We start from the raw sequence: 26741 nt of genomic DNA on the forward strand, positions 1-26741 counted from the left end.
AAACGCTCTCCTTCTGTGGCCGGTCGCCGGCGCGTGTGCCGGGACGGGTCCCGCACTGGGATCTTTATGCCTCCATCTTGCCGGGTGCCCGTGGGCAGCCGTTTCACCCCCCTCCCCAACCCTCCCCCGCAAGGGGGGAGGGGGCGCGCTGCGCGGGGGGGGAGGCGACCAGTTAGCCGATGATCAATACACACCGCGTCCGCGCGGTGGTCCTCGCTCCGAAGTGAAAGCCATGAATAGCGCCGACCGTCTGGCCCGCCTGTTTCTCCTGCCCTTGGGCGTGTTCGTCCTGGCCTTCTTCCTGCTGCCGCTGGTGCGGCTGGTCCTGGTGGCCGGGCAGGGGCCGAACGGGGCGTGGGAATATCTCAGCATCCTCACCAATGCCCGCCATCTGGGCACGCTGGTGGCCACCCTCGTTCTGTCCATCGCGGTGACGCTGGCGACATTGGCCATCGGCGTGGTGGTGGCCCTGTTCCTGGGCCGCAACCGCTTCCCCGGACGGGTGGTGCTGATCTCTTTGCTCACCTTGCCGCTGGCCTTTCCCGGCGTGGTGGTGGGCTTCATGGTCATCCTGCTGGCCGGGCGCCAGGGCCTGATCGGCAGCGCCACCCAGGCGCTGGGCATGGGGCGGCTGGTGTTCGCTTATTCCATGGCCGGGCTGTTCGCGGGCTATGTCTATTTTTCCTTGCCCCGCGTGCTGGTGACGCTGATGGCGGCGGTGGAGAAGTTGGATCCGGCACTGGAAGAGGCCGCCCGCTCGTTGGGGGCCAGCCGGATGCAGGTGCTGCGCGACGTGACGCTGCCGGGCATCGCGCCCTCGCTGATGGCGTCCGGCGCCATCGCCTTTGCCACCGCCATGGGCGCCTTCGGCACCGCCTTTACGCTCGCCACGCGCATCGATGTGCTGGCCATGAGCATCTATACGGAGTTCACCTTGAACGCGAATTTCGCCAGCGCCGCCGCGCTGTCGCTGTCGCTCGGCCTCATCACCTGGGGTGTGCTGGCGGCGACGCGCAACCTCTCCGGCGACCGCGTCGCGGCGGCGGGCTGAGACCATGCGCAGCCATCCCCTCGTGTTTGCTTTGCAACTGCTCATCACCTTGCTGGCGGCCGCCTTTCTGGTGGTGCCGGCGGCCACCTCCATCCTCGCCGGCCTCACCGTGAACTATTTCCAGGGCGTGCGCTCCGGCCTGACGCTGGAGTGGGTGGCGCAGGTGTGGGGCCTTTATGCCCCCACCATCTTCCGCTCCATTGGCCTGGCGCTCGGCACCCTGGCGGTGACCCTGGTCATCGGCGTGCCCGCCGCCTGGGCGCTGGTGCGCAAGCCGGGCCGCATGTCGCGGCTGGTGGAGGAAGTGGTGACGCTGCCCGTCGCCATCCCCGGCCTCGCCTTGGCGCTGGCCCTGATCCTCACCTATGGCGGGGTGCGGGAGTTCCGCGCCAGCGTGCTGTTCATATTGGTGGGGCATGTGCTCTACACCTTGCCCTTCATGCTGCGCTCGGTGATGGCGGTGCTGGCCGCCGTGGATGTGCGCACGTTGGAAGTGGGCGCGGCCAGCCTTGGCGCCTCGCCCTGGCAGCGCTTCATCCAGGTGGTGGTGCCCAATGCGCGGCCGGGCATTCTGGCCGGGGCGCTGATGGTGGTGACGCTGTCCATCGGCGAGTTCAACCTCACCTGGATGCTGCACACCCCGCTCACCCAGACCCTGCCCGTGGGGCTGGCGGACAGCTACGCCTCCATGCGCCTGGAAATCGCCAGTGCCTACACCTTGGTGTTCTTCATCATGATCGTGCCGTTGCTGATCGCCATCCAGATGCTGGCCGGCGAGCGGAAGGCCAAAGCCCGGAAGTCCCGCCCGTGACCGAAACCGCCCCCTTGGCCGCCCACGGCGCCGCCATCACCTTGACCGCCTGCGCCAAGACCTTCGCCGATGGCACCCGCGCCCTGGAGCCGGTGGACCTCGCCATCGCCGCCGGCGAGACCGTGGTGCTGCTCGGCCCCTCCGGCTGCGGCAAGACCACCACCTTGCGCATCATCGCCGGGCTGGAAGCCCCCGACGCCGGCGGCGTGGTGCGCTTCGATGCGGAGGACGTCACCGCCAAGCCGATCGAGAAGCGCAACGTGGGCATGGTGTTCCAGTCCTACGCCCTGTTCCCCAACATGACGGTGGTGGAAAACGTCGCCTATGGCCTGCGGGTGCGCGGCGTGGCCAAGGCCGAGCGCCTCGCCCGCGCCGCTGAAGTGCTGGAGATGATGCGCATCGACGCCTTGGCCAACCGCGGCATCGACCAGCTTTCCGGCGGCCAGCGCCAGCGGGTGGCCCTGGCGCGCGCGCTGGCGGTGCGGCCCCGCGCCATCCTGCTGGATGAGCCTTTGACCGCGCTGGACGCCGCCTTGCGCGAGCATCTGCGCGCGGAGATCGACGCTCTGCTGCGGCGCCTCGCCATCACCGCCATCTATGTGACCCATGACCAGGCGGAAGCGCTGGCGCTGGGGGACCGCATCGTGGTCATGCGCCAGGGCGCCATCGCCCAGATCGGCACGCCGCGGGAGATCTACTTCCAGCCGGCTAACGATTTCGTGGCCTCTTTCGTGGGCATCACCAATCGCCTGGACGGTATGGTGCGCAACGGCAGCTTCGAGGGCGCGGCGGGACGGGTTCCGGTGACGGGTCCGGATCGCGCGCACGCGACCTTGGCGTTCCGGCCGGAAGGCGCCCGGCTGTGCGGCGTTGCGGAGAGTAGCCTTCACTTCAAGGTCGAACAGGTGCATTTCCAGGGGGCGCGCCAGCGCGTCCTGCTTTCGGCAGGCGATGGCGCGCGAATCACCGTCGAGGCCTCGCCCGATCTGCCGCTTGTTGCCGGCGACACCGTGGGTGTTGCTCTGGATCCCTCCCGTCTTGCTCTGGTCTGATCACTCCATGCTCATTGCTCAGCTTACCGATACCCACATCCGCGTCCCCGGCAGTCTGGCCTATGGCGTCGTGGATACGGCGGCTTTCCTGGAGCGGGCGGTGGCCCATCTGCGGGCGCTGTCGCCCCAGCCGGATCTGGTGATCGTCACCGGCGATCTGACCGACTTCGACCAGCCGGAGGAATATGCCCGCTTCCGCGCCCTGCTGGCCGGCCTGCCCATGCCGATGTTCGCGGTGCCCGGCAACCATGATTCTTCCGCCGGCCTGCGCGCGGCCTTCCCCGAACTGGCGGTCCGTGCCGCGGGGGCTGCGGGCGACAAGCTCAATTACGTGCTGGAGGGGCATCCGGTGCGCGTGGTGATGCTGGATTCCTCCGTGCCCGGAAAGCCGCATGGCGAACTGGGGCGTGAGGGCCTTGCCTGGCTGGAAGCGCAACTGGCTGCGGCGCCGGAGCGTCCCACCCTGGTGGCGCTGCATCACCCGCCGTTCCTCACCGGCATCGGGCATATGGACGTGCAGAATTTGCGCGATGCGGACGGGCTCGAGGCGGTGTTGCAGCGCCATTCCCAGGTGCAGGCGCTGGTGTGCGGCCATGTGCACCGCGCTGTCACCACCCGCTTTGCCGGGCTGCCCGCCAGTATTGGCCCCGCGCCGGCCCATGCGGTCAGCCTGGCGCTGCACCCAGGCGCGCCGCCGAGCTTCCACATGGAGCCCCCCAGCCTGCACCTGCATCTATTCACCGATGGGCGGCTGGTGACCCACACCAGCTTCATCGGCCCCTATGACGGGCCGTATCCGTTCTTCGACCGCAACAACCGCCTGGTGGGGGCGCCGGCCTGACGGCGGCGCCGCCGGTCTTCGCGGCGCTTACACCGCCGCGGCGATGGCCACATCCTCGTCCGCGTCGGGGCCGCCGACGTGGACATTCTCGCCCTCCCAATGGGCCACCACCACGGTGGCGATGCCGTTGCCCACCACATTGGTGGCGGAGCGGCCCATGTCCAGGAACTGGTCCACGCCCAGCACCAGCAAGAGGCCGGCGGAGGGCAAATGGAACATGTCCAGGGTCGCGGCCACCACCACCAGCGAGCCGCGCGGCACCGCGCCCATGCCCTTGGAGGTAATGAGCAGCACCAGCAGCATGATCACCTGCTGCCCGAGCCCGATCTCGATGCCATAGGCCTGGGCGATGAACAGCGTCGCGAAGGTGCAATACATCATCGAGCCGTCGAGATTGAACGAATAGCCCAGCGGCAGCACGAAGCTGACCAGCTTCTCGCTCACCGGCACCTTCTCCAATTGCCGCATCATGCTGGGATAGGCCGCCTCGCTGGAGGCGGTGGTCAGCGCCACGATGAAGGGCGCCCGCACCAGGGAGATGACGCGCACCGCTGTCTTGCCCAGCACCAGATAGCCGGCGCCGAAGATCACCAGCCACAGCACCACCAGGCTGAGATAGAACGAGCCGATGTATTTGCCATAGGTGATGAGGATGCCCGGCCCGTGCTCGGTGACGATGGCGGCCATGGCGGCGAACACCGCCAGTGGGGCCAGCGCCATGACGAAGCCGGTCACCTTCAGCACCACATGGGACACTTCCTCGATCAGCGACACCAGGATGCGCGCCCGGTGGCCTACCGCCGCCGCCGCGAGGCCGAACAGGATCGAGATGATGACGATCTGGAGGATCTCATTGTTGGCGAGCGCCCCCACCGCGCTGTCCGGCACCGCATGCTTGATGAAGGCCTGGAGCGAGAAGCCGGTGGAGGACAGGCCGGTGCTGGCGCTGGCCGCGGGCAGCGGCATGTTCAGGTCCTTGCCCGGATGCAGCAGGTTGACCATGAACAGGCCTATGAACAGCGACACCAGCGAGGCGGAGATGAACCACAGCATCGCCTTGCCGCCGACGCGGCCGATGGTCTTCATGTCGCCCATGTGCGCCACGCCAGCCACCAGCGAGGTGAACACCAGCGGGCCGATGATCATCTTGATCAGCCGCAGGAAGATCTCGGTGACGATGGACAGGCCATCGGCGATGGGCTTGGCGTCGGCCGGATCGGGCCAGAGCGTGTGGTTGATGTAGCCGACGATGACGCCGAGGACCAAGGCGACGCCGATGACCAGCGTCAGGCGATGTTTACCCATGCGTTCCCCGCTCCGAATATCCGCCTGTCCGCCGTGCGGCGGGGCCTGCGCCTCAAGGTTTGGCATCGACGCCTTGCCCCGGAATTGCAGGTGGCACGACGCATCGGGTCCGCGCTGTCTGGCTGGGGCAGCTGGCGATGGGCCGCCCCCGCGGCACAGCTCGTGTCCAATCGGGCGGCAAACTGGCAGCTTGGCGAAAATGTGTCGAGGGGGATGGAGGGCGAAAAATGCCGTACTCCGCTGCCGACGCGCGTGCGGGCGGCAAAAACCGGATGGCGGCATCCCGGCCTATTCGGTGATGCGGGCCAATTCCTCGACGAAGGCGCACAGCGTCCGCGCCGCAAGCCCGATGTCCGCCGCGCTGGCGTCCTCGCGCGGGTTATGGCTGCCGTTGCGGGAGCGCACGAACAGCATGGCGATGGGCAGCGCGCCGTTCAAGGACAGGCCATCATGCCCGGCACCGGAGGGCAGATGGTGTACCGGAACCCCGGTGCGCGCCACCGCCGCCGCCAGCGCCGCCTGAAGGGCGGGATCGCAGGGGGCGGCCGCTTCCTCATAGGTTCGCTCGAACGCGACGGAGACGCCGCGGCGGGCGGCGATGGTATCAAGGCCGGCGAGGATATCGGCCAAGGCGGCGAGCCGCTGATGGTCGTCCGGCGCCCGCACGTCCAGGGAGAAGGACACTGTGCCCGGCACCACATTCACCGCGGCGCCGGGAATGGTCAGGGTGCCGACCGTGGCCACCAGGCTCGGCTCCTGCCGCCCACGGGCTTCGACGGCGAGGATCATCTCGGCGGCGGCCGTCAGGGCGTCATTGCGCATCTCCATGGGCAAGGTGCCGGAATGGCCCGCCTGGCCGCGCACCGCCACCCGCCCGCGCGACGCGCCGGCGATGGCGGTCACCACGCCCAGCGGCAGGCCGAGGCGCTCCAGCACCGGGCCTTGCTCGATATGGGCTTCCACATAGGCCCGCGCCGTGCGGGTGCGATCGCAGGCCGCGGTGGCGTCGGCCATCACGCCGAAGGCTTGCAAGGCGGCGCGGCGGGTGATGCCGTCCGCGTCCACATCGTCCAGCGCGGTGGGGTCGAAGCGCCCGGCCACGGCGCGCGACGAGGTGAGGGTGGAGGGAAACCGCACGCCCTCCTCGTCGGCAAACGCCAGGACCTCGATGGGAAAGGGCAGGCGCCGGCCCGTGGTGGCCAGTTGCTCGACCACCGCCAAGCCCAGCATCACGCCGAGATTGCCGTCGAAGATGCCGGCATTGCGCACGGTGTCGATATGCGAGCCCAGCAGGAGCGCGGGGGCGTGCGGATCCAGCCCGTCATAGCGGCCGACCACCGAGCCGGTGGCATCCAGATGCACCGCCATGCCCGCCGCCGCGAACCACTGCGCCACTTGCGCCGCTGCGGCCTTGTGGGCGGGGGACAAGGTGAGGCGGGTCATCTCGCCGGGCACGTCGGTGAAAGCCGCCAGCGCCCGCAGGCGGGCCAGGATGGCATCCCCGTCGCAGGGATCGGCGCCTGACGCCGGGGCGGAACGGGGGGCGGTCATCCGGCCGTGCCCGGCAGGATCAGGTCCAGCCGCAGGCGGGAGATGCGCTCGATCTGCGCCAGGGCTTCCGCCCGCTCCTGCGCCACGTCATGGGTGAGCCGGCGCTCGAAGGCAGCGATGATGTCGTCCCTGCTGCGGTCGCGGATGGCCATGATGAAGACGAAGCCGAATTTCTGCATGTAGGCGTCGTTCAGCGCGGTGAAGCGGGCCTTTTCCGCGGCGGTGAGCTGGTCGAGGCCGGCGGAGGCCTGTTCGTCGGTGGAGGCCGCGGTCAGGAGCTTCGCCGCCAGCAGCTTGCCGGCCAGATCGGGATGGGCGTGGATCACCGCCATCTGCCGCTCCAGCGGCGCGGCCCGCAGCACCGCCACCAAGGCCTCATGCAGGCCCGCGGCGGTGTCATGCGCGGCGGTGAGGCCGGCGTCATGGACCGCCTCGGCGATCCAGGGAGAATGCTCGATCACACCGCCGAAGCGCTCCACGAACACAGCGCGCGACAGGCGGCTGGGCACATATCCGCCCGGCGGGGGATGGTGGGCCACCCAGTGGCGTGCCACGTCCAGGCGCCGGGCCACCCACACATGGCTGTGGCTCTGGATATAGTCGAGGAAGCGGGCCAGAGCGGCGGCCCGGCCCGGCCGCCCCACCAGCCGGCAATGCAGGCCGATGGACAGCATACGCGGGGCGGTGGCGCCTTCCGCATAGAGCTGGTCGAAGCTGTCCTTCAGATAGGCGAAGAACTCATCGCCCGTGGCAAAGCCGGCGGGGATGGAGAAGCGCATGTCATTGGCGTCCAGCGTATAGGGCACCATGAGTTGCGGCCCATAGGCGCTGTCCAGCCAATAGGGCAACTCGTCCGCATAGGTGTCGGCGGAATAAAGGAAGCCGCCTTCCGCAAAGGTCAGATCCAGGGTCTGTTCGCTGGTGCGGCCCTGGTAGAAGCCCAGCGGGCGTTCGCCCGTCAGCTCGGTCTGCAGGCGCACCGCCTCGGCGATATGGGCGCGCTCGGTCTCCACCGGGATGTGGCGATAGTCCAGCCAGCGCAGGCCATGGCTGGCGATCTCCCAGCCGGCCTCGCCCATGGCGGCCACCGCCTCGGGATTGTGCGACAGCGCCTTGGCCACGGCGAACACCGTCACCGGCATGTTGCGGGCGGTGAACAGACGGTGCAGGCGCCAGAAGCCGGCGCGGGAGCCGAATTCGTACAGCGACTCCATGTTCATGTGCCGCTGGCCGGGCCAGGGCTCGGCGCCGGAAATCTCCGACAGGAAGGCTTCGGATTCGCCGTCCCCATGCAGCATGGAGCGCTCGCCGCCCTCCTCATAATTGATGACGAACTGCACGCAGATCCGCGCCTTGCCCGGCCAGTGGGGATGGGGCGGGGTGCGGCCGTAGCCCACCATGTCGCGGGGATAAGGCGGGAGGGCGTGCGAAAGGGTGCTGGTCATGGGGCCTCAGGAGCCGCGATAGGTGGAATAGCTCCACGGGGAGCACAGCAGCGGCACATGATAATGCCCCTCGCCGGCGATGGTGAAGCGCAGCGGGATGTGGTCCAGGAACGGCGGGTCGGAGACCTTGGCGCCGCCGGCGCGGAAATAGTCGCCCACCTGGAACACCAGTTCATAGGTGCCGGCCTTGAAGGCGTCGCCCGCCAGCAGGGGCGTATCGGTGCGCCCGTCCGCATTGGTGGTGCGATGGGTCAAGAGGTGCCGGCTGCCATCAGGGCCGATCGCGTACAGCTCCAGCGGCACCCCTGCCGCCGGAACGCCGGCCACCGTGTCGAGAACGTGGGTCGAGAGCCGCCCCATGGGCACATCTCCTGCGTTGCCGGGCCGACAGCATAGCTGGCTTCGGGGCGGTTCATTTTCCGAAAAAATCGGAAGATCTTCTCATTCCACGGCCATTCCGTAAGCTGGCAAAATGGCGTCTGATGCCTTGCAACGTAAGCGCAAAGCGCACGTCCCCGACGACCAAAAACGCCCTTCCCGTTAGCCTGCCTGCATTCAGGGGGAACTTATGACCGTAACCGTGAACCCGGTGGACGAAGTCCTGCCGGCGCCGAAGCTGGTCGCGCTCGGCCTCCAGCATGTGCTGGTGATGTATGCGGGCGCCGTGGCGGTGCCCCTCATCATCGGCCGCGCCCTCAAGCTGCCGCCGGAGGATGTGGCCTTCCTCATCAGCGCGGATCTGTTCGCCTGCGGCCTTGCCACGCTGGTGCAGTGCCTGGGCTTTCCCGGCGTCGGCATCCGCCTGCCGGTGATGATGGGCGTCACCTTCGCTTCGGTCGGTCCCATGCTGTCCATGGCGGCGTCGCCGGACATCGGCCTGTTGGGCATCTATGGCTCCGTGATCGCGGCGGGCATCTTCTCCATCATCGTCGCGCCGTTCATCTCGCGCATGCTGCCGCTGTTCCCGCCGGTGGTGACGGGCACCATCATCCTGGTGATCGGCATCTCATTGATGCGGGTGGGCATCAACTGGGCCGGGGGCGGCTTACCCATGCTCACCAAGGTGGTGAATGGCGAGGTGGTCCAGGTGGCCAATCCCAATTACGGCGCGCTGCCGGGGCTGGCACTGTCGCTGTTCGTGATGCTGGTGATCCTGGCGCTGATCAAATGGGGCAAGGGGTTCCTGGCCAATGTGGCGGTGCTGCTGGGCATCGTGGCCGGGGCCGTGGTCGCCGCCGGGCTCGGGATCATGCATTTCGAGAAGGTGGCCTCCGCCCGCTGGGTGGATGTGGTGCTGCCGCTGCATTTCGGCATGCCCACCTTCCACCTGGTGCCGGTGGTGACCATGTGCATCGTCATGGTGGTGGTGATGATCGAGAGCCTGGGCATGTTCCTGGCGCTCTCCGACATGACCGGCAAGGCGGTGGATCAGAAGGATCTGGCGCGCGGCCTGCGGGCGGACGGGGTCGGCACGCTGCTTGGCGGCCTGTTCAACACCTTCCCCTACACCTCCTTCTCGCAGAATGTGGGGCTGGTGGGCGTGACCGGGGTGCGCTCGCGCTGGGTGACGGTGGCCGGCGGCGTCATCATGCTTCTGCTGGGGCTTTTGCCTAAGATGGCGGCATTGGTGGAGGCGGTGCCCCTGGTGGTGCTGGGCGGCGCCGGGCTGGTGATGTTCGGCATGGTGGCGGCCACCGGCGCGCGCATCCTGACCCATGTGGATTTCAAGACCAACCGCTACAATCTGTTCATCGTGGCCATTGCGGTGGGCTTCGGCCTGATCCCGCTGGTGGCGCCCAACTTCTTCAAGGCGCTGCCGCACGAACTGCATCCGCTGCTGGAATCCGGCATCCTGCTGTCCGCCATCGTGGCGGTGGCGCTCAACGTGTTCTTCAATGGCATCAAGGGCGCGAGCGTCGATGAGGTGGTGGCGGCCGCCAAGCAGGCCGATGCCCATTGAGGGGGGATCTGTGCAGGGGCACGGCGCCATCCGCGGGCAGTTAGGGCCGCGGCGTCTCGCCCAGCTTGCCCAGTTCGGTGGCGAGATAGCGCCGGCCTTCGTCCACCAGCATGTCGGCGAAGGCCTTCACCTTCAGCGGCACCAATTGGCGGGCGGGATAGAGCACCGCCAGGGTCAGGGGCCGGGGCGGGTGGCGCTCCAGCACCGGCACCAGGCGCCCATCGGCGAGGGCGTCCGCCACTTCGAAGCGGGGCTTCACCACGATGCCCCGCCCTTCCAGGGCCCAGAGGGTCAGAACATCGGCGTCGTCGGCCTCCAGATGGCCGGTGACCGGAACGGCAAGATCCTTGCCTTTGTCGGTGAGCATCCAGCGATATTCACGCAGGCCGGCGAAACGAAGGAGCAGGCATTGATGGCGCAGGAGGTCGGCGGGTTTCTCAGGCGTGCCGTTGCGCTCCAGATAGGCGGGGGCGGCGCACAGCATGCGCTCGGCCTGCGCGATCTTGCGCATGATGGTGCTGGAATCCTCGAATGCCGCCAGCCGCAACTCGATGTCGATGGAATCCGCGATCAGGTCCAGCGCGTGTTCGGACAGGCGCAGGCGCACGTCGATCTGCGGATGCGCCTCCTGATAGCGCGCCGCCATGGGCGCCAGCAGGCGCCGGCCCAGGTGCAGCGGCCCCGCCACCCGCAGCGTGCCGCGGGGCAGGGCGCCCAGTTCGGAAATGTTCAGCTCCGCCGCCTCGATCAGGCGCAGCGCCTCGGTCACGGTCTCATAGAACACCCGGCCCTGCTCGGTCAGGCTCATGCGGCGGGTGGTGCGGTTGAACAAGCGGCAGCCCAGATGCTTTTCCAGCACCTGGATGCGGTGGCTCACCACATTGGGCGAAACCCGCAACCGCCGGGCGGCTTCCGAGAAGCTGTCGCTCTCCACCGCCTGGGTGAAGGCCCGCATGTTTTCGAGCACGGCGTCCGGCCCCCTGGTCTGCGCTTAGTCTATCCACGCCGATGCGCCGGGCCAACCGCGCCCGGATCGACAGCCTGTCGCATCTCCGCTTCTCTCATCCGCGCACTGCGCCAGCCATTCCCGAGGGCCGCCTGACATGGAACCCATTCTGCACGAGTTCGGCAGCCTGTTGCTGCGCTGGGCGCACATCATCGCCGGCATGGCCTGGGTGGGGGCGTCGTTCTATTTCATGCATCTGGATGCGGCCTTGCGCCCGGCCGCCGATATTCCCGCCGACAAGGGCGGGGAAGCCTGGGAGGTGCATGGCGGCGGCTTCTACCAGGTGAAGAAGTATCTGGTGGCCCCGAGCCATCTGCCCGAGCACCTGATGTGGCACAAGTGGGAATCCTACACCACCTGGATCACCGGCATGCTGCTGCTGGTCTGGACCTATTATTATCAGGCGACGCTGTTCCTGATCGATCCCGGCGTGATGGCGCTGACCCCTTTGACCGCCTTCCTTATCGGCGTGGGCGGCATTGCGTTCGGCTGGGTGTTCTATGACCTGGTCTGCCGCTCGCCTCTGGGCAAGAGCGCGGTTGCCACCGGCGGCGTGGTGTTCGTGTTCGTGGTGGCGATGGCCTATTTCTTCCAGCACGTGTTCTCGCCGCGCGGGGCCTTCATCCATACCGGCGCGGTGATGGCCACCATCATGACCGCCAACGTGTTCCTGGTGATCCAGCCCAACCAGCGCAAGGTGGTGGCGGCGCTCAAGGCCGGCCTGCCGCCGGATCCGAAATACGGCAAGGCGGGCAAGCTGCGCTCCTCGCACAACAACTATTTCACGCTGCCCGTCGTCTTCCTGATGATGTCCAACCACTACCCGCTCACCTATTCCACGCCCTATGCCTATGTCATCGTGGCGCTGGCGCTGATCGGCGGGGCGCTGATCCGGGTGTTCTTCAACCAGCGCCATGGCGGCAACGGCAATTGGTGGTGGTGCTGGGGCGTGGCCGCGGCCTGCCTGGTGGCGGCGGTGGCCATCTGCGCCACCACCTCGCCGGCAGCCCGCGCCGCGCTGGGCTTGCCCAGCCTGGTCACGACCGCGGAAGCCGCGCCGACGACGGAGGTGAATGTGCCGGCGCCGGTCCAGGATATCGTCATGGGCCGCTGCGCCATGTGCCACATGGCCGAGCCGGTCTATGAGGGCATCGCCATCGCCCCGCGCGGCATCCTCTTGGATACGCCGGAGGCCATCGCCCGCAACAAGCCGCTGATCCTGATGCAGGCGGTGCTCACCCACGCCATGCCGCCCAACAATGTCACCGAGATCTCGCCGGAGGATCGCGCGGTGCTCAAGGCCTGGGCCACCGCGCCCTGAATGCGGCTGGCATGACCTGCCGCCTTGACCTGCTGCGTCGCCGGGGGCATGCCCCCTGTCGGAAACGTAAAGAAAGAGATGCCTCATGATCAGCCTTGATGTCGCCCGCCTGCGTGCGCTCATTGCCGAGCGGGCCGACGACCAGGCCGCATTCCTGGCGGAACTGGTGAAGGTGCCGTCCGACAATCCGCCCGGTGACTGCGCCCGCCATGCGGCGCGCGCGGCGGAATTGCTGGAAGCCATGGGCTTCGAGGTGGAGCGCCACACGGTGCCGGAGGATCTGGTGCGGGCGGCCGGCATGGTCTCGGTCACCAACCTCATCGTGCGCCACCGCTTCGGCGACGGGCCGATCATCGCCCTCAACGCCCATGGCGACGTGGTGCCCCCCGGCGAAGGCTGGAGCCAGGATCCCTATGGCGCCGCCGTGGTGGACGGGGTGATGTACGGGCGCGGCGTGGCGGTGTCCAAGTCGGATTTCGCCACTTATGCCTTCGCCCTGGACGCGCTGAAGCGCTCCGGCCTGCCGCTGAAGGGCGCGATTGAACTGCACTTCACCTATGACGAGGAAATCGGCGGCGAAGTGGGGCCGGGCTGGATCCTGTCCGAGGGGCTCACCAAGCCTGACGCGGTGATTTCCGCCGGCTTTGCCTATGCGGTGGTGGTGGCCCACAACGGTTGCCTGCATCTGGAAGTGGAAGTGAAGGGCAAGTCCGCCCACGCTGCGCTGCCCCACACCGGCGTCGATGCGCTGGAAGCCACCAGCCGGGTGCTGGATGCGCTCTATGGCTATCGCGCCTCGCTGAAGGGCACGGTCTCGCCCACCAAGGGCATCGGCTCGCCGCAGATCACCGTCGGTCTGATCTCCGGCGGCATCAACACCAATGTGGTGCCGGACCGGGTCACCCTGCGGCTCGACCGCCGCATCGTGCCGGAAGAGAACCCGGAGACGGTGGAGGCCGAAGTCTCGGCGGTGATCCGCTCGGCGGTGGCGACCTATCCCGGCGCCTCGGTGGAGATCCGCCGCATCCTGCTGGCCCGGCCGCTGGTGGCGAGCGAGGAAAGCCTGCGCATCGCCGATATCCTGTGCCGCACCGCCGAGGCGGTGATCGGCGAGCCGGTGGCCACCAATGGCGTGCCGCTCTACACCGATGCGCGGCTCTATGCGGAAGCGGGCATTCCGGTGGTGCTCTACGGCGCCGGCCCCCGCACCATCGAGGAAGCCAACGGCCACCGCGCCGATGAGAAGCTGCGCCTCTCGGACCTGACGCTCGCCACCGAAGTGGTGACGCTCACTCTGGCCGAAGTGCTGGCGTGATCAGATCGGCGGCCCGGATCAATAGGTCCGGGCCGCCCGTTGACGTCCGTTTGCGGCTCAGGCCGGCTTGCGGGTCCAGAGCGTCTCCAGCTGGGTCACGAAATCGCTGGCGACGCCCTGGAGCTTCACGGTCTGGGTCTTCAGGGTATCGGCGGCCGAGCGGCTGCTGCGGGCGGCGTCCAGGGTGGCTTCCGCCTGGGTGAAGACGGTGTCGAGCTTGTCGCGGGCGAGGTCCGCATGCTCCGAGGTGCGCTGGGCATGCTCGGCGACGACGGCGGTGGAAGAGCTCTGCTCCTCGACGCTGGCGGAAATGCCGGTGACATGGCCCTTGATGGCCTCCACCTGATCGGAAATCTGGCGGATGAAGTCCGCAGCCCCGTTCACCGCTTGCTCCATGGCGCCGATCTGGGCACCGATCTGCTGCGTGGCGGTGGCGGTCTGCTGGGCCAGGGATTTCACTTCCGTCGCCACCACGGAGAAGCCGCGCCCCGCCTCACCGGCGCGCGCCGCCTCGATGGTGGCATTGAGCGCCAGCAGATTGGTCTGCTCGGCGATCTGCTGGATGATGCGGGTGATGTCGTTGATGCGGGAAGCGGACACCGCCAGTTCGCCGATCACCGCGTCGGTCTCGCGGGCCCGGTCCACGGCGGCCAGGGTGAGGCGCACGGATTCATCCACCCGCCCGGCGATCTCGCGGATGGAGGCGGCGAACTGGGTGGAGGTGGAGGCCACTTCCGAGATGCCGCCACTGGTGGCTTCCACCGCGGAGCGGGCGCCCCGCGCGCTCTCCTTGGCGGTATCGGAGATCTGCAACAGGCTTTCCGAGTGCCGGCCCACCTGATCCACGTCGCGCATGACGTCGGAGACGATGGAGGACACATTGGCCTTGAAGGCATCGGAGAGCGACTGCGAGAGGTTCTGCCGCTCAACTTCCTCCCGCCGCGCATGGGCGGCGCTTTCTTCTTCCAGGGCGCGCACGGCGATCAGATTGGCCTTGAACACCTCCAGCGCGCGGGCCAGCAGGCCGATCTCGCTCTTCTCGTCGCGGCCGGGAATGTCCACGTCGGTGGAGCCGGCGGCCACCTGCTGCACCACGACGGCGAGCTTGCGCAGCGGGCCGGCGATGGACCAGCCCACCAGCACCGCCACCAGCGCGCCCACCACCAGCGCCCCGAGGGAAACGGTGAGAATGGCGGTCTTGGTTGAGGTGCCGAGGTTATAGGCGGCGTCGACCGTGGTGCGCTGGAGCGCGCCCTGCTGGTCATTGACCTGCCGCACCAGGCCGGCCAATTCGTTGCGCGCCACGTCCACGGTCTCGCGCCGGATCTGGGCGCGGGCCAATAGCGTGGGCAGCAGGCTCTTGAGTTCGGTGATGTAGGCGGTGGCCGTCTTCCTGGCGTCTTCATAGGTGGTGCGATCGGCGGGGTCGGTGGAGGCCTTGGCCAGATCGTCGAACTGCGCGGCCACCCACTCCCAGTCCTTTTGCAGGGTCTCGGCGGCCTTGCGCACCTGCTGGAGATCGGTGGCGGCAAGGCCGGGACCGGTGTCGGTGACGAACCGCGCCAGGGTGAGGCGGGTGGCGTTCACCTTGGCCTGGATGCTGGCGATGGCGGCCGTGCCGTCGGCGTCGAAGATGAGCTTGCGGCGTTCGATCAGGTTTTCGAACACCTTGTCGAAGGCGGGGTCGAGGGCGCTCAGCGCCTTCAGATTTGCCAGAGCGGCGGCGGTCTTGGTGGTGGCCTCGCGCATGCCGGCGGCGTAGCGCCCATAGATGCGATCGGCAGCCTCTTGCCCGCTGGCGGCGATATATTGCGCCCCGCCCTTCAAGGCGGTGTCCAGCGCGCCGCTCTGGCCCTCCAGCATGGCGGCGTCCACGGCCGGCCAGATCTGGGTGAGATGGCGTTCCAGATCAGAGGTCGCCGTGGTGCGATCGATGGTCTGGCGGATCTTGGCGAGATCGTCGGAGAGCTGCGACAGGGTCAGGAAAGAATAGATCCCAACACCAAGGATCAGGAGGATCAACAGGCCAAAACCGACTGCGATACGGGCAACGACTGACATGTTTTTGAGCAAATGGAAGCGGCGTCCTGCGGTGCCCGTAACGTCGGTGCCTAATGTAATGGCCATTCCGCAAAATCCCCACGGCAATATTCAGGAAGGTTTGGTAATGTTTTTATCTGGCCGGGAATTCTAGAAATCGCTCCGTTGCATTGTCCAATCATGAAATTTAATCGCCGCTGATTAGTCAGCCTTATGATCAATTTTAGGAGGTACAATAATAATATCTTCCGCAGGGGTTGCAGCGTTTCCCTGCCTCCCCCCGAGTGTGAACACGCAGGCCGCAGGGCGTCGCGTGGAGGCACGGTCGCCGCTGGCAGGTCAGGGTCGGGCGAGCTCCAGCGGCGAAAGGCCGGATCAGGGGTAGCTGACGGCCGCCAGATAGAGGCCGTGCGCCGGGGCCATGGGGCCGCAGCGGCGGCGGTCGCGGGCGGCGAGGGCATCGGCGAGGGCGTCGGGGCTCCAGCGGCCCTCGCCCACCCGCACCAGCGAGCCCACCATGGAGCGCACCTGATGATGCAAAAATGAGCGGGCCGAGGCGACCACGCGGATTTCATCGCCCTGCCGGCTCACGTCCAATTGGTCGAGGGTCTTGTCCGGCGAGGCCGCCTGGCATTCCGCCGCGCGAAAAGTGGTGAAGTCGTGCTTGCCCAGCAGGCGCTGGGCCCCTTCGTGCATCGCCTGCGCATCCAGCTTCTGGGGAATGCGCCACGCCTGGTTGCGCTCCAGGGTCAGGTCCGGGCGGCGATTGATGATGCGGTAGAGATAGTGCCGTTTCAGCGCCGAGAAGCGGGCATCGAAGTCGTCGGGCACCAGATCCACCGCCACCACCGCCACCGGATGCGGGCGGAGATGGGCGGTCATGGCATCGCGCACCTGGTCGGTGCGCCAGGCGCGGGTCAATTGCACATGGGCCACCTGCCCGGTGGCGTGGACCCCCGCATCGGTGCGCCCGGCGCCGGACACATGCGCCGCCTCGCCGGAAAAGCGCGCCACCGCTTCGGCCAGAACACCCTGCACCGTGGGCAGGTCCTTCTGGATCTGCCAGCCGGCGTAGGGCGTGCCGTCATATTCGATGGTGAGCTTGTAGCGGGGCATCAGGAGGATCCGAAAAGTGGGAACCGGTTTTCGGAAAAATCCGACGTCAAATCAGAAGCTCAAGGCATAGGCGGGCGCCTGTGCTCGCGCATCATGCCTGAGGGAGAGATGGCAGGACGGCGGGCGCCGTCAAGCCAACAGCGTTCCCGCCGGCACATCATTGCCGTTCAGGAAGGTGGCCGCGCCCATGGGCTGCTTGCCGGCCTTCTGCAATTCCACCAGCCGCACCGCGCCCTCGCCGCAGGCGATGGTGAGGCCGTCATCCAACGCGGTGCCCGGTGCGCCGGAGCCGGTAGCCAGGGTGGAACGCAGCACCTTCACCCGCCCCTGGTCGGCGCCGAACGGAAACCAGGCGCCGGGAAAGGGTGACAGGCCGCGGATGATGTTGTGCACCTGCCGTGCCGGGCGCGACCAGTCGATGCGGGCTTCGGCCTTCTCGATCTTGGCGGCATAAGCGATGCCGTCGTCGCTCTGGGGGGTGAAATGCAGGCCGCCGCGCTCCAGCGCCGCCAAGGCCCGGCCCATGAGATCGGCGCCGATGAGGCTCATGCGGTCGTGCAATTCGCCGGCGGTCATGTCCGGGGCGATGGTGATGCGCTCCAGCAGGCCCACCGGCCCGGTGTCGAGGCCGGCTTCCATCTGCATCACCGCAACGCCGGTTTCCGCGTCGCCGGCCATGATGGCCCGCTGGATCGGTGCCGCGCCGCGCCAGCGCGGCAGCAGCGAGCCGTGCAGATTGAGGCAACCCAGTTCCGGCGCCTCCAGCACGGCGGGGGGCAGGATCAAGCCATAGGCCACCACCACCGCCACCTGGGCATCCAGCGCGCGGACCTGGCTTGCCGCCTCCTCGCCCTTCAGCGACTTGGGCGTGAATACCGGAATGCCGAACCGCTCCGCCACGGTGTGCACCGGGGAGGGGGTAAGGTCGAGGCCGCGGCGGCCAGAGGGGGCGGGGGCACGGGTGAACACCGCCACCACCTCGTGCCCGCGTCCGACGATCTCGCTCAAGGTGGGCACGGCAAAATCCGGCGTGCCCATGAAGATGATGCGCATCAGGCGACCTTAACTCTGACAGGCGTGGCGCGGGATCAGGCCTCGGCCTCGCGCCGCGCCGCCTTGGTGAATTTCTTGATGACCCGGTCGCGCTTCAGCCGGGAGAGATGGTCAATGAACAGAATGCCGTTCAGATGATCGATCTCATGCTGGATGCAGGTGGCCAGCAGCCCCTCGGCCTCGGTCTGCTGCATGGCGCCCTTGAGATCCTGATAGCGCACGGTGACGCGGGCGGGGCGCTCCACTTCCTCGTAATATTCGGGAATGGACAGGCAGCCCTCATTATAGATCGAGGTCTCCTCGGATACCGCGATGATCTCCGGGTTGATCAAGGCGATGGGATCCTTGGGCGCGTCGTCGCGCGCGACATCAATGGTGATGACGCGTTTCTTCACGCCCACCTGGACGGCCGCCAGCCCAATGCCGGGGGCGTCGTACATGGTCTCCAGCATATCGGCGACGAGTTTCTCGACGTCGCGGTCGATCTTGAGCACCGGGGCCGAGATCTGACGCAGTTGGGGTTCGGGGATGATGAGGATCGGACGAATAGCCATGATTGCCAGATAGGCGAAGGTAACGCTCCGGTCAATATGTTCGCCGTTTGTTCGTTTTGCGGAATCGCGTTACATAGCGGCCATGACCGACGCGCTGTTCTTCCTCGGCACCCATGCGGTGACCGCCATCGAAGCCCTGGCGGGTGTGCTGGGCGCGCTGGTGCTGGTGTTGCTCCTGCTGCTGGCACGCCGAAGCGGCGGGCGGGGCGAAGATGCGGCGGTGCTGGCCTCCGAGCAGGCGGCGCGGGCGGACGCGCTGGAGGCGCGGTTGCGCGATCTGGCCCGCTTCCAGTCGGAGACCTCCGGCCGGGTGCAGGCCATGACCGAAGTGATGTCGCAGCGCCAGAGCGAACTGGCCCGCGCCGTGTCGGAGCGGCTGGATTCCACCTCGCACCGCCTGGGGGAGAGCTTCAACACCGCCGCCCGCGCCACCCATGAGAGCCTCACCACCCTGGCTGAGCGGCTGCTGCTGGTGGAAAAGGCCGAGCGGAGCCTGACAGACCTGTCTTCCCAGGTGTTGTCATTGCGCGACACCTTGTCCAACAAGCAGGCCCGCGGCGCCTTCGGGCAGGCGCGCATGGAGGCCATCGTCGCCGACGGCCTGCCCAAGGACAGTTTCGCCTTCCAATACACCCTGTCCAACGGCAAGCGGCCGGACTGCGCCATCTTTCTGCCGGGCGATCCGCGCCCGTTGCTGGTGGACGCCAAGTTCCCGCTGGAGGCCGTCACCGCGTTCCGCGAGGCGCAGACCCCCGAGGGCCGCCGCGCCGCCGGCACGCGCCTCTCCCAGGATGTGATGCGGCACGTCACCGACGTGGCGGAAAAATACCTCGTGCCGGGCGAGACCCAGGACATCGCCATCATCTTCGTGCCCTCCGAATCCGTGCATGCGGAGCTGCATGAGCATTTCGACGCGGTGATCCAGCGGGCGTTCCGGGCGCGGGTGGTGCTGGTGTCGCCCTCGCTGTTGATGCTGGCGATCCAGGTGGTGCAGGCCATCGCCAAGGATGCCCGCATGCGCCAGCAGGCCGATGCCATCCGCCGCGAGGTCGGCCTGCTGGTGGGCGATGTGACGCGCCTGCGCGAGCGGGTGGGCGACCTGTCCAAGCATTTCACCCAGGTGGGCGACGACGTCTCGCGGGTGATGGTCTCCGCGGACAAGATCGCCAAGCGCGGTCTGCGGCTGGAGCAATTGGAGTTCGAAACCCCGCCGCCGGAGCCGACCCGCCCGCCGCCATCCGCGGCCATGGTCCCGCAGCGCACCGCGCCGTTGCACGGGCCTGCGGAGTAGCGGTCCGTTCGAACCGCGCGGGCTGCGGCGTGGTCGCGCCGTGCTGATGGCTTGGGCAAATCGGTGCCCGGCTCTTAAGCCTGTCGCCTAAGTTGTGGCGGGGATGGCAGTGCATTGTGCCTTGCGCTGCCGCAATGCGCCGGTAGCCTTGAGAATCTGTCATGATTCGAGCAGCCGCCAATGGCTGGCTTTGCGGCGTGGGGTGCCAACAAAAAATGCCTGAACTCCCAGAGGTGGAGACCGTCCGCCGGGGATTATTGCCGGTGTTGCAGGGAGCCGTCATCGAAAGCGCGGAGGCCCGCCGTCCCGATCTGCGCTGGCCGCTGCCGGACAATTTCGTCGAGCGGCTGGCCGGCCGCCGGGTGGAAGCCGTAGGCCGCCGCGCCAAATATCTCCTGGCGGACCTGGATGGCGGCGAGGTGCTGATCCTGCACCTGGGCATGTCCGGCTCCATCCGCATCGAGGGCGCCGCGGTGAAGGGCCGCCCCGGCCTGTTCCATCATCCCCGCGCCGAGCCCGGCGCCCACGACCATGTGGTGTTCCATCTCGCCGGCGGCGCCACCATCACCTTCAACGATCCCCGTCGCTTCGGGGCCATGCTGCTGGTGCCCTACGACCACATGGATAGCCATCCGCTGTTGCGGAGCCTGGGCCCGGAGCCGCTGGGCAACACCTTCCACGCGGAGTATCTCGCCAAGGCGCTGGCAGGCCGGCGCACCACCCTGAAGGCGGCCCTGCTGGACCAGAAGCTCGTCGCCGGCCTCGGCAATATCTATGTCTGCGAGGCGCTGCACCGGGCGCATCTCTCCCCGCTGCGCCTCGCCGGCACGCTGGCCACCAAGACCGGGGCGCCCACCGCGGAGGCCGAGGCTTTGGTGGCGGCGATCCGCGACGTGCTGCGCGCGGCCATCCTGGCGGGCGGCTCCAGCTTGCGCGACCACAAGCAGGTCAATGGCGAACTGGGCTATTTCCAGCATGCCTTCAAGGTCTATGACCGCGAGGGCGCGCCATGCCCCACCTTCCATTGCAAGGGCCATGTGCAGCGCATCGTGCAGGGCGGGCGCTCCACCTTCTACTGCGCCTCCTGCCAGCGTTGAGGGGCTCTCGCCGCCGGGCAAAGCGGCTATAAGCGCGCAAGGCCGGTGGCCGGGAAATCGCGAAAGCGGCAGGGGGACGCATGACAGGATCGGATGTGGGCGAACCGGTCGATCCTGTCGGCGCCGATGCGCCCCCGTCAGGGCCGAAGAAGACCCGCAAACCCTATGTCTGGACCCCGCCGCAGGTTCCCGGCTGGGCGGATCTCAAGGCCGGGGGCGCGCGCCGGGCGGCGTGGCTGCGCTACTGGCGCGGCGCGGGCGTGCAGGATCTAGCGGACTTCGCCCTGCATGCCTTGTTCCGCATCCTGCCCATCGGCCTGGTCTCGGCCATCGGCGGCGCGCTGGGCCGGTTCGTGGGGCCGCGCTTCCACCCCGAGGCGGTGGTGCGGGCGCGGGCCAACCTCAAGCGCATCGACCCCAGCTTGAGCGATGCGGAGGTGGAAGCCCGGATCGTCAGCCATTTCGACAATGCCGGGCGGGTGATGGCGGAATTCTCCATCCTGCACCGGCTGGTGCAATCCGGGCGGATCACGGTGGAAAATGCCGAACCGCTGTTGCGCCGACACCGGGAGGGCCCGCTGCTCATCGTCGCCTGCCACACCGGAAACTGGGAGGCGGTGGGCGCGCTGATGCAGTCCGCCGGCATCGAATGGTCCGCGGTCTATACCCCGCCCGGCCGTCCGGCCCAGCAGGTGATCGCCGAGCGGGTGCGCCGCCAGTTCGGGGTCCACATGCTGCCGCCGGGCATGCCCGGGGTGCGCCCCACCATCCGCACCCTGGAGGCGGGCGGCGCGGTCTCCATGTTCTGCGACGAAGTGCACGACGGCAAGGTGATGGCGCCGTTCTTCGACCGGGCGCCGCATCTGGACGGCAACCTTGCCATCGCCTTGCGCTTTGCCCGGCTCACCGGGGCACAGGTGTTCGTGGGCCATGGGGTGCGTCTGAACGGCGCTCGCTTCCACGTCACCTGCTCCGATGCGGTGGCGCTTCCTTCCCACACCGACCCCGCCGCAACCCTGCTGGATGATGTGATCGCTCTGAATGCGATCCTTGAGCCCATCGTCCGCGCCAATTGCGGCCAATGGTATTTTCTCGACAACGCCTTCGAATAGACCGGCGCGCGTCTGCGCCCTTGGGCGGGCTGGTTGCGGTCGGCGATGTGCGTATAAAACATCCTCCTGATGTGGACGCGGGCAACGGAGCGCTGAAGGGATCATCCCGGTGGCTCCGACCGCAAGGGAGGTTGCATGGCCTACGAAACGATCCTGGTGGAAACCCGCGGCCGCGTCGGCCTCATCCGGCTCAACCGGCCGCAGGCGCTCAACGCGCTGAACGGGCAGATCATCCGCGATCTGAATGCGGCGCTGGATGTGTTCGAAGCCGATCCGGCCATCGGCTGCCTGGTGGTCACGGGCTCCGAGAAGGCCTTTGCCGCCGGCGCCGACATCAAGGAAATGAAGGACTTCACCTATCCCTCCACGTATGTGGACGACTTCATCACCTCCTGGGAGCGCCTGTCGCGCCTGCGCAAGCCGGTGATCGCGGCGGTGGCCGGCTTTGCCCTGGGCGGCGGCTGCGAACTGGCCATGATGTGCGATTTCATCCTGGCGGCGGACACAGCCAAGTTCGGTCAGCCGGAAATCAAGATCGGCGTCATGCCCGGCGCCGGCGGCACCCAGCGGCTGACCCGCTTCGTCGGCAAGTCCAAGGCCATGGAAATGTGCCTCACCGGCCGCTTCATGGACGCGGCCGAGGCCGAGCGCGTGGGCCTGGTCTCGCGGGTGATTCCGGCCGCCGATCTGGTGGAGGAGGCGATGCGCGTGGCCGCCGCCATCGCCGAGATGTCGACGCCGGTGACCATGATGACCAAGGAGAGCGTCAACCGCGCCTATGAGACCACGCTGGCGGAAGGCATCCGCTTCGAGCGCCGGGTGTTCCAGGCGCAGTTCGCCCTGGCGGACCAGAAGGAAGGCATGGCGGCGTTCGTGGAGAAGCGCAAAGCCAACTTCCACCCCGAGTGAGGCGCGGCCAGCGCGGGAAGCGGGGCAAGGCCGCGCGCGATGCGGCCTTGCGGCCCGTGCCGCGTGCGGCGATCCCCAGCCGGCAAAGCGCTGCGTCAGGATGTCCACAGGCTTCTGGTATCGCGCGCGTTTTTGCCTTCCCCTGCTTGAAACCCGCATCAGGGCTCGGATTTTGGCGTCCTCGGGCTGGGCTCGGGCGGGGGCGTGCGGCTCGGTTTCGAGGGCGGGGCGCGGTTTCTGTCGGTGGCTCTTGAAGGGGGCGTTGACAAGGCGGGAGGCTCCCCCTTAGAAGGACCACTCCCGACGGCCTAACGGCCTCGGGCCCAGGTGGCGGAATTGGTAGACGCGCTGGCTTCAGGTGCCAGTGGCTTAACGGTCGTGGAGGTTCGAGTCCTCTCCTGGGCACCATGCATTTTTTAACCTCCTGAGATCGTTCAGATTTTGGAGTTGCCGCCCGCACCTGAAACCAAGGTGCGGGCGTTTTTGTTTGTGCTTCGGTTCGGCAGAAGCATGTGAGCGGCCTCCGTTGCGAGGCGCTTCTGGTTCGCTGCCTTGGTGTAGTGAACCGCCATCTTCCCCGTGCTCCATCCGAACAGAGCCATCAGCTCGCGTTCGCTCGCGCCGTTCTCGGCAGCGCGGGTCGCGCCCGCTTTGCGCAGGCCGTGGGCGGAGCCGGGAACGCCCGCTTCAGTGCAGGCCTTGCGGAACCAGTTGCCGAACGATTCCTTGGCGAAGGGCTGACCGCGCTCCGTGATGAGGAAGGTCAGGTCTCCGGTCTTGGTGGCATCGATGGACGCGGCCAGGGGTGCGAGGAGAGGCAAGGTGACTTGCTCGCCGGTCTTCTCGGTGCGGATGGACAGAAAGCCGTCGCGCGCGTGCTGGCGCCCGAGCTTGACGGCATCGCCGCGCCTCAGGCCGGTATAGAGCAGGAGGTCGAGCGCGAGGCGCTGGCGGGTGCCTACGGGCCATTTGGTTTCGAAGCGGCGCACCTCCTCCTCTGTCCAGGTGTGGAAGCCCACGTCGTCGTTGCGGCCCTTCAAGAGCTTGACCTCTTTGGTAGGGTCGTTCGTCACCAGTCCGCCGTCACCCGCGGCCCAGCCGAAAAAGCCGCGCATGGCCTTGAGGAAGTTGTTGGCGGCATGGGGCGTCTTCTGGCGGCGCTCGCGGCCATTGATGATGGCCCGTTGGGTGATGTGGCCGAGCGGCTCATTGCCCGCCGTCTCCACGATCTGGAGGAAGATGTTCTCGCGCGCACGGCGGGTCGCCGGTGCCAGGGAAGCCCAGGCAGAGCTTGCGCGGTAACGGTCGATGGCCCAGCGAAGCGAACCCTTCTGCGGTCCGTTCTCACGGGCGGCAGCGCCTTCCAGTGCCGCCCGGTACTGTTCCCAAAACTCGGGCGTGTCGTATGCCGCGCGCAGCCGGATGCGCTTGCCGTGGTCGCGGCGAACGTACCAGGTGATGACGCCGTGGCGGCTGCGTTCGCGATGCAGATGGGGCGGGTTGGGGCGCGGCATGTCAGCTCTCAGAGGATGATGTCATCGCCGGCCTGCTCGTCCGGCTTGGGCGCCTTTCCCGCTTGGCGGGGCGCGTTGTCCTGAAGCGGCTCAATGACGAATGCGCCGGATTCGATGCGGACGGTCACGTTCTGGAGAATGCCCGCGTCCTTGCAGGCCCGCAGGGTGCGAGCGAGGTCGGACTGCACAAAGCTCGCGCCACGGCGGGACATGATGGTCATTCCTCTCGGTTGCTCAGGGTGAGCTTGTGGACGGTCTGGCGGTCGATCTGGAGCGGGGACGTGCGCCCCCGGCACCCGCTCTTGGTGACGGGCACGAGGCCCTTCTTAACCATGCGGCGCAGAGTCGATTCAGAGACGCCGATCTCGTAAGCGATCTGCTTCGCGGTCTTGAGGGGGCGGACGGCGGGGCTCATTTGCGGCCCTCCGTCTCGGTCGGGCCGGACGCCTCGATCACCAACTCGCCCTCTTCGTCGTCTTCGTTGAGGTCGATGGAGAGCTGGTGGATCACGGCGCCGCCGATGACGGTCTGATCCATGATGGAGGCACCGGCGAAGCCCTCGACGGTGCCGAGGCCCTTCTCCATCTTCGCGATGTCCTCTTCCTGAAAGAAGCGGCGCGCGGGGCGGCCGCCGTCGTATTCGATCTCAGCGAAAGTGTGGGAGTGGCAGAGGCGCACCGACTTCACCACGCGCGCCAGCTCCTCGGAATCGAGGATGTCGGTCAACGCTTCGGCAAAGGTCTCGCCTGCGGATCCGACTTCGCCCAGGCCTGCAAAGCGCGTGACCGCATACGCGGCATCGATTGCTTTGCTGGCGCCGGCAACGGCGATCAGGATCGTCGCCACGTGCTCGGCGCCGATCTCGGGCGCATGGCGGCCGCGGCCGCCGGTGGGCAGCATGCGGAGCTTGCGCAGCTCGCGGAAGCGGAGATCCAAATCCGCGGATGTGCGGCCGGAGAGGGAGGGGAGGAGCAGTTCCAACTCGCGTGCGTGCATGGTTCAATTCCGTATTGCGAAAAACACGAATGATAGTTTTAGCATTGACGCTGCGTGGGTCAATCTGTTTTCGTGATTTTCGCAATAGAACGTTAGCCGCGCGCAACATTGATCCGGCTGTCCACGTCTTGCCAGGGGTCCGTATGGTGCCCGAGCAGATGGGTGACGCCGTGGGTTTCGGCCCAATCGGGGTCCTCTTGCGCAGCCGCAGCCGTGAGAACGCCGCTCACGGACGCAAGCAACCGTTCCAGGGCGCGTCGCTTCATCGTGTCGAACGGGTCGAGGGTATCGCCTAAGTCCCCCAGGAGAGCATAGGCAGCTGCGCATTGAATGGCCGCTGCCGACAGGCTGGCGGCGCAGAGGGACGACAGACACTGCCGTGCCTCAAATAGGCGGTCGCCGGCATGGGTCGAGGCGTTTTCGAAATAGGTTTTTGCCACCGGATCGGCCGAGCGAAATCCGCGTGCCTCCAGGCTGGCGCACTCCGCTGCGGCGCGCCCGATCTCGCGCCCGAGTCCGGTGATGATGCCATCTGCAGCGTGGATGGGAGCCGGTGTCGCCGATGTCTTATTGGTGCGGCTGGCCATCACGCAATCTCCCCGTCGAAATAGGCCAGGGCGGCGGCGATTACCGTAGGGGCAGCGTCCAAGTGCGTGTGCTCCAGCTCGTCGCAGAGGAAGCGCAACGCTACCAAGGCGCCGGTGCGGGTGGTGGCGGCGGGGGCGTGAGACAGGGCCGCGTAGGGCGGGCCATAGGTCCGGGCTATGGCCTCCGCGTCGGGGTGGCGCAGGGCGTTGTAGGCGTCATTGCCGGCGCGACAGGCGCGGATCAGATCCAGCAGCGGATCGGGGATGGTCGGTGAGCCGGCGGCGAGGCCAGCCAGCGGCAGGGTGCCGAGGAAGGCGGCAGTGGCGGCGCCCGTCAGGAGGAGGCGGCGAGGCGTGTTCATGCGGGCTGGTCCCCTTCGCAATCCTCGCGCTCCAGATCTGCGCACTCTTCGAGATCCGGATCGCCGTCCATCTCGTCCAAGAGGGCGAGCAGGGTATCGACGGCGGCTTCCATGCGGGCGCGTAGGCGCTGCGTGTCCACCATCACGAACTCGGGGACATAGCTTCCCCGTTCACCAAAATGCGTCCGCATCGGCGTTTTCCTGTGGTATTAGCTGTCAACAGATTATGTTGATAGGCACGACCTTGTGGGTCGTCAACAGAAAATGTTGATACATGACACCAGCGCAATGCCGAGCGGCGAGAGCCTTAATCGAATGGACCCAGCCTCGCTTGGCGGACGCAGCGAGGTTGGGCCTTTCTACGGTTGTAGACTTCGAGAAATCGCGGCGTCCAGTTTCGGTCGAGGCGGTGACTGCCATCAACCAAGCTCTCGAGCGCGCGGGGGTTGAGT

At 67.4% G+C, this 26741-nt stretch carries 27 protein-coding genes and 1 tRNA gene; 12 read left to right on the plus strand and 16 right to left on the minus strand.

Annotated elements, in window-relative coordinates:
- Nucleotides 1-232 precede the first annotated feature (232 nt).
- The 4 genes from AAG816_RS21970 to AAG816_RS21985 are packed head-to-tail and all read left to right on the plus strand — an operon-like array spanning nt 233 to nt 3755.
- A complete protein-coding gene (locus tag AAG816_RS21970) occupies nt 233-1051 on the plus strand; it encodes an ABC transporter permease (protein WP_341991825.1) in 819 nt (272 codons plus the stop codon).
- A 4-nt stretch (nt 1052-1055) separates the two neighbouring features.
- A complete protein-coding gene (locus tag AAG816_RS21975; RefSeq protein WP_341991826.1) occupies nt 1056-1862 on the plus strand; it encodes an ABC transporter permease subunit in 807 nt (268 codons plus the stop codon).
- Nucleotides 1859-2914, plus strand: coding sequence for an ABC transporter ATP-binding protein (locus AAG816_RS21980; protein ID WP_341991827.1), 1056 nt, complete (start codon nt 1859-1861; stop codon nt 2912-2914). Before AAG816_RS21975 ends, AAG816_RS21980 begins: the two co-directional genes overlap by 4 nt.
- 7 nt (nt 2915-2921) lie before the next feature.
- Nucleotides 2922-3755: a phosphodiesterase gene (locus tag AAG816_RS21985; protein ID WP_341991828.1), complete on the plus strand. Its 834-nt coding sequence runs from the start codon at nt 2922-2924 to the stop codon at nt 3753-3755.
- 27 nt (nt 3756-3782) lie between these two features.
- On the opposite strand, the gene AAG816_RS21990 is transcribed toward AAG816_RS21985, so the two are convergent.
- From AAG816_RS21990 to uraH, 4 genes are all read right to left on the minus strand, one after another.
- Nucleotides 3783-5060: a cation:dicarboxylase symporter family transporter gene (locus AAG816_RS21990; RefSeq protein ID WP_341991829.1), complete on the minus strand. Its 1278-nt coding sequence runs from the start codon at nt 5058-5060 to the stop codon at nt 3783-3785.
- A gap of 288 nt (nt 5061-5348) precedes the next feature.
- A complete protein-coding gene (locus AAG816_RS21995) occupies nt 5349-6611 on the minus strand; it encodes an allantoate amidohydrolase (RefSeq protein ID WP_341991830.1) in 1263 nt (420 codons plus the stop codon).
- Nucleotides 6608-8056, minus strand: coding sequence for an allantoinase PuuE (gene puuE / locus AAG816_RS22000; protein ID WP_341991831.1), 1449 nt, complete (start codon nt 8054-8056; stop codon nt 6608-6610). Before puuE ends, AAG816_RS21995 begins: the two co-directional genes overlap by 4 nt.
- A 6-nt stretch (nt 8057-8062) precedes the next feature.
- Complete coding sequence (gene uraH, locus AAG816_RS22005; RefSeq protein ID WP_341991832.1) at nt 8063-8416, minus strand: hydroxyisourate hydrolase; 354 nt, start codon at nt 8414-8416, stop codon at nt 8063-8065.
- A 208-nt stretch (nt 8417-8624) separates the two neighbouring features.
- Between uraH and AAG816_RS22010 the strand changes: the two genes are divergently transcribed.
- On the plus strand, nt 8625-10016 hold the full coding sequence (locus AAG816_RS22010; RefSeq protein WP_341991833.1) for a nucleobase:cation symporter-2 family protein: 1392 nt from the start codon (nt 8625-8627) through the stop codon (nt 10014-10016).
- Between the two features lie 40 nt (nt 10017-10056).
- Here AAG816_RS22010 and AAG816_RS22015 read toward each other — a convergent pair whose 3' ends face one another.
- On the minus strand, nt 10057-10983 hold the full coding sequence (locus AAG816_RS22015) for a LysR family transcriptional regulator (RefSeq protein ID WP_341991834.1): 927 nt from the start codon (nt 10981-10983) through the stop codon (nt 10057-10059).
- Between the two features lie 136 nt (nt 10984-11119).
- Between AAG816_RS22015 and AAG816_RS22020 the strand changes: the two genes are divergently transcribed.
- Complete coding sequence (locus tag AAG816_RS22020) at nt 11120-12343, plus strand: urate hydroxylase PuuD (RefSeq protein WP_341991835.1); 1224 nt, start codon at nt 11120-11122, stop codon at nt 12341-12343.
- Between the two features lie 85 nt (nt 12344-12428).
- On the plus strand, nt 12429-13658 hold the full coding sequence (locus tag AAG816_RS22025; RefSeq protein ID WP_341991836.1) for an ArgE/DapE family deacylase: 1230 nt from the start codon (nt 12429-12431) through the stop codon (nt 13656-13658).
- Between the two features lie 57 nt (nt 13659-13715).
- Here the strand turns inward: AAG816_RS22025 and AAG816_RS22030 are convergent, their stop codons facing one another.
- The 4 genes from AAG816_RS22030 to AAG816_RS22045 form a co-directional block, all read right to left on the minus strand.
- Nucleotides 13716-15719 (minus strand): methyl-accepting chemotaxis protein, encoded by a 2004-nt coding sequence (locus tag AAG816_RS22030; protein ID WP_341991837.1) that lies wholly within the window; start codon nt 15717-15719, stop codon nt 13716-13718.
- Between the two features lie 354 nt (nt 15720-16073).
- Nucleotides 16074-16814, minus strand: a complete 741-nt coding sequence (truA, locus tag AAG816_RS22035; RefSeq protein WP_341991838.1) for a tRNA pseudouridine(38-40) synthase TruA — start codon at nt 16812-16814, stop codon at nt 16074-16076.
- 129 nt (nt 16815-16943) lie between these two features.
- Nucleotides 16944-17867 carry a methionyl-tRNA formyltransferase gene (gene fmt, locus AAG816_RS22040; RefSeq protein ID WP_341991839.1) on the minus strand — a complete coding sequence of 308 codons (924 nt, stop codon included), beginning with the start codon at nt 17865-17867 and terminating at the stop codon, nt 16944-16946.
- 35 nt (nt 17868-17902) lie between these two features.
- Nucleotides 17903-18421 carry a peptide deformylase gene (locus AAG816_RS22045; protein WP_341991840.1) on the minus strand — a complete coding sequence of 173 codons (519 nt, stop codon included), beginning with the start codon at nt 18419-18421 and terminating at the stop codon, nt 17903-17905.
- Nucleotides 18422-18503: 82 nt separating this feature from the next.
- On the opposite strand from AAG816_RS22045, the gene rmuC reads away from it, so the two are divergent.
- The 5 genes from rmuC to AAG816_RS22070 all read left to right on the plus strand — a co-directional run bounded on the left by rmuC (nt 18504) and on the right by AAG816_RS22070 (nt 23238).
- Entirely contained in the window at nt 18504-19712 is a 1209-nt protein-coding gene (rmuC, locus tag AAG816_RS22050; RefSeq protein WP_341991841.1) for a DNA recombination protein RmuC, read from the plus strand.
- A 215-nt stretch (nt 19713-19927) separates the two neighbouring features.
- Complete coding sequence (mutM, locus tag AAG816_RS22055) at nt 19928-20809, plus strand: bifunctional DNA-formamidopyrimidine glycosylase/DNA-(apurinic or apyrimidinic site) lyase (RefSeq protein WP_341991842.1); 882 nt, start codon at nt 19928-19930, stop codon at nt 20807-20809.
- A gap of 80 nt (nt 20810-20889) precedes the next feature.
- The gene (locus AAG816_RS22060) at nt 20890-21921 is read left to right on the plus strand and encodes a hypothetical protein (protein ID WP_341991843.1); all 1032 of its coding nucleotides are present in this window, start codon (nt 20890-20892) and stop codon (nt 21919-21921) included.
- Nucleotides 21922-22056: 135 nt separating this feature from the next.
- The gene (locus tag AAG816_RS22065; RefSeq protein WP_341991844.1) at nt 22057-22830 is read left to right on the plus strand and encodes an enoyl-CoA hydratase; all 774 of its coding nucleotides are present in this window, start codon (nt 22057-22059) and stop codon (nt 22828-22830) included.
- 321 nt (nt 22831-23151) lie between these two features.
- Nucleotides 23152-23238, plus strand: a tRNA-Leu gene (locus AAG816_RS22070).
- A 26-nt stretch (nt 23239-23264) separates the two neighbouring features.
- Here AAG816_RS22070 and AAG816_RS22075 read toward each other — a convergent pair.
- From AAG816_RS22075 to AAG816_RS22105, 7 genes are all read right to left on the minus strand, one after another.
- Nucleotides 23265-24344: a tyrosine-type recombinase/integrase gene (locus AAG816_RS22075; RefSeq protein WP_341991845.1), complete on the minus strand. Its 1080-nt coding sequence runs from the start codon at nt 24342-24344 to the stop codon at nt 23265-23267.
- An 8-nt stretch (nt 24345-24352) separates the two neighbouring features.
- Nucleotides 24353-24556: a hypothetical protein gene (locus tag AAG816_RS22080; protein ID WP_341991846.1), complete on the minus strand. Its 204-nt coding sequence runs from the start codon at nt 24554-24556 to the stop codon at nt 24353-24355.
- A 5-nt stretch (nt 24557-24561) separates the two neighbouring features.
- Complete coding sequence (locus AAG816_RS22085; RefSeq protein ID WP_341991847.1) at nt 24562-24759, minus strand: hypothetical protein; 198 nt, start codon at nt 24757-24759, stop codon at nt 24562-24564.
- Nucleotides 24756-25340, minus strand: coding sequence for a hypothetical protein (locus AAG816_RS22090; RefSeq protein WP_341991848.1), 585 nt, complete (start codon nt 25338-25340; stop codon nt 24756-24758). Before AAG816_RS22090 ends, AAG816_RS22085 begins: the two co-directional genes overlap by 4 nt.
- A 92-nt stretch (nt 25341-25432) precedes the next feature.
- Nucleotides 25433-25927: a hypothetical protein gene (locus AAG816_RS22095; RefSeq protein WP_341991849.1), complete on the minus strand. Its 495-nt coding sequence runs from the start codon at nt 25925-25927 to the stop codon at nt 25433-25435.
- Complete coding sequence (locus tag AAG816_RS22100; protein WP_341991850.1) at nt 25927-26289, minus strand: hypothetical protein; 363 nt, start codon at nt 26287-26289, stop codon at nt 25927-25929. The genes AAG816_RS22095 and AAG816_RS22100 overlap by 1 nt, the downstream gene beginning before the upstream one ends.
- The gene (locus AAG816_RS22105) at nt 26286-26480 is read right to left on the minus strand and encodes a hypothetical protein (protein WP_341991851.1); all 195 of its coding nucleotides are present in this window, start codon (nt 26478-26480) and stop codon (nt 26286-26288) included. Before AAG816_RS22105 ends, AAG816_RS22100 begins: the two co-directional genes overlap by 4 nt.
- Between the last annotated feature and the right edge of the window lie 261 nt (nt 26481-26741).

This window comes from Azorhizobium sp. AG788, assembly GCF_943371865.1.
In the GTDB taxonomy this organism is placed as follows: Bacteria; Pseudomonadota; Alphaproteobacteria; order Rhizobiales; family Xanthobacteraceae; genus Azorhizobium.

What these genes read in the sequence shown, in the direction of transcription:
- AAG816_RS21970 (WP_341991825.1), top strand. Translation starts at nt 233, where the DNA reads ATGAATAGCGCCGACCGTCTGGCCCGCCTGTTTCTCCTGCCCTTGGGC.
- AAG816_RS21975 (WP_341991826.1), top strand. Translation starts at nt 1,056, where the DNA reads ATGCGCAGCCATCCCCTCGTGTTTGCTTTGCAACTGCTCATCACCTTG.
- AAG816_RS21985 (WP_341991828.1), top strand. Translation starts at nt 2,922, where the DNA reads ATGCTCATTGCTCAGCTTACCGATACCCACATCCGCGTCCCCGGCAGT.
- AAG816_RS21990 (WP_341991829.1), bottom strand. Translation starts at nt 5,060, where the DNA reads ATGGGTAAACATCGCCTGACGCTGGTCATCGGCGTCGCCTTGGTCCTC.
- AAG816_RS21995 (WP_341991830.1), bottom strand. Translation starts at nt 6,611, where the DNA reads ATGACCGCCCCCCGTTCCGCCCCGGCGTCAGGCGCCGATCCCTGCGAC.
- puuE (WP_341991831.1), bottom strand. Translation starts at nt 8,056, where the DNA reads ATGACCAGCACCCTTTCGCACGCCCTCCCGCCTTATCCCCGCGACATG.
- uraH (WP_341991832.1), bottom strand. Translation starts at nt 8,416, where the DNA reads ATGGGGCGGCTCTCGACCCACGTTCTCGACACGGTGGCCGGCGTTCCG.
- AAG816_RS22010 (WP_341991833.1), top strand. Translation starts at nt 8,625, where the DNA reads ATGACCGTAACCGTGAACCCGGTGGACGAAGTCCTGCCGGCGCCGAAG.
- AAG816_RS22020 (WP_341991835.1), top strand. Translation starts at nt 11,120, where the DNA reads ATGGAACCCATTCTGCACGAGTTCGGCAGCCTGTTGCTGCGCTGGGCG.
- AAG816_RS22025 (WP_341991836.1), top strand. Translation starts at nt 12,429, where the DNA reads ATGATCAGCCTTGATGTCGCCCGCCTGCGTGCGCTCATTGCCGAGCGG.
- AAG816_RS22030 (WP_341991837.1), bottom strand. Translation starts at nt 15,719, where the DNA reads ATGTCAGTCGTTGCCCGTATCGCAGTCGGTTTTGGCCTGTTGATCCTC.
- truA (WP_341991838.1), bottom strand. Translation starts at nt 16,814, where the DNA reads ATGCCCCGCTACAAGCTCACCATCGAATATGACGGCACGCCCTACGCC.
- fmt (WP_341991839.1), bottom strand. Translation starts at nt 17,867, where the DNA reads ATGCGCATCATCTTCATGGGCACGCCGGATTTTGCCGTGCCCACCTTG.
- AAG816_RS22045 (WP_341991840.1), bottom strand. Translation starts at nt 18,421, where the DNA reads ATGGCTATTCGTCCGATCCTCATCATCCCCGAACCCCAACTGCGTCAG.
- rmuC (WP_341991841.1), top strand. Translation starts at nt 18,504, where the DNA reads ATGACCGACGCGCTGTTCTTCCTCGGCACCCATGCGGTGACCGCCATC.
- mutM (WP_341991842.1), top strand. Translation starts at nt 19,928, where the DNA reads ATGCCTGAACTCCCAGAGGTGGAGACCGTCCGCCGGGGATTATTGCCG.
- AAG816_RS22060 (WP_341991843.1), top strand. Translation starts at nt 20,890, where the DNA reads ATGACAGGATCGGATGTGGGCGAACCGGTCGATCCTGTCGGCGCCGAT.
- AAG816_RS22065 (WP_341991844.1), top strand. Translation starts at nt 22,057, where the DNA reads ATGGCCTACGAAACGATCCTGGTGGAAACCCGCGGCCGCGTCGGCCTC.
- AAG816_RS22075 (WP_341991845.1), bottom strand. Translation starts at nt 24,344, where the DNA reads ATGCCGCGCCCCAACCCGCCCCATCTGCATCGCGAACGCAGCCGCCAC.
- AAG816_RS22080 (WP_341991846.1), bottom strand. Translation starts at nt 24,556, where the DNA reads ATGTCCCGCCGTGGCGCGAGCTTTGTGCAGTCCGACCTCGCTCGCACC.
- AAG816_RS22085 (WP_341991847.1), bottom strand. Translation starts at nt 24,759, where the DNA reads ATGAGCCCCGCCGTCCGCCCCCTCAAGACCGCGAAGCAGATCGCTTAC.
- AAG816_RS22090 (WP_341991848.1), bottom strand. Translation starts at nt 25,340, where the DNA reads ATGCACGCACGCGAGTTGGAACTGCTCCTCCCCTCCCTCTCCGGCCGC.
- AAG816_RS22095 (WP_341991849.1), bottom strand. Translation starts at nt 25,927, where the DNA reads ATGGCCAGCCGCACCAATAAGACATCGGCGACACCGGCTCCCATCCAC.
- AAG816_RS22100 (WP_341991850.1), bottom strand. Translation starts at nt 26,289, where the DNA reads ATGAACACGCCTCGCCGCCTCCTCCTGACGGGCGCCGCCACTGCCGCC.
- AAG816_RS22105 (WP_341991851.1), bottom strand. Translation starts at nt 26,480, where the DNA reads ATGCGGACGCATTTTGGTGAACGGGGAAGCTATGTCCCCGAGTTCGTG.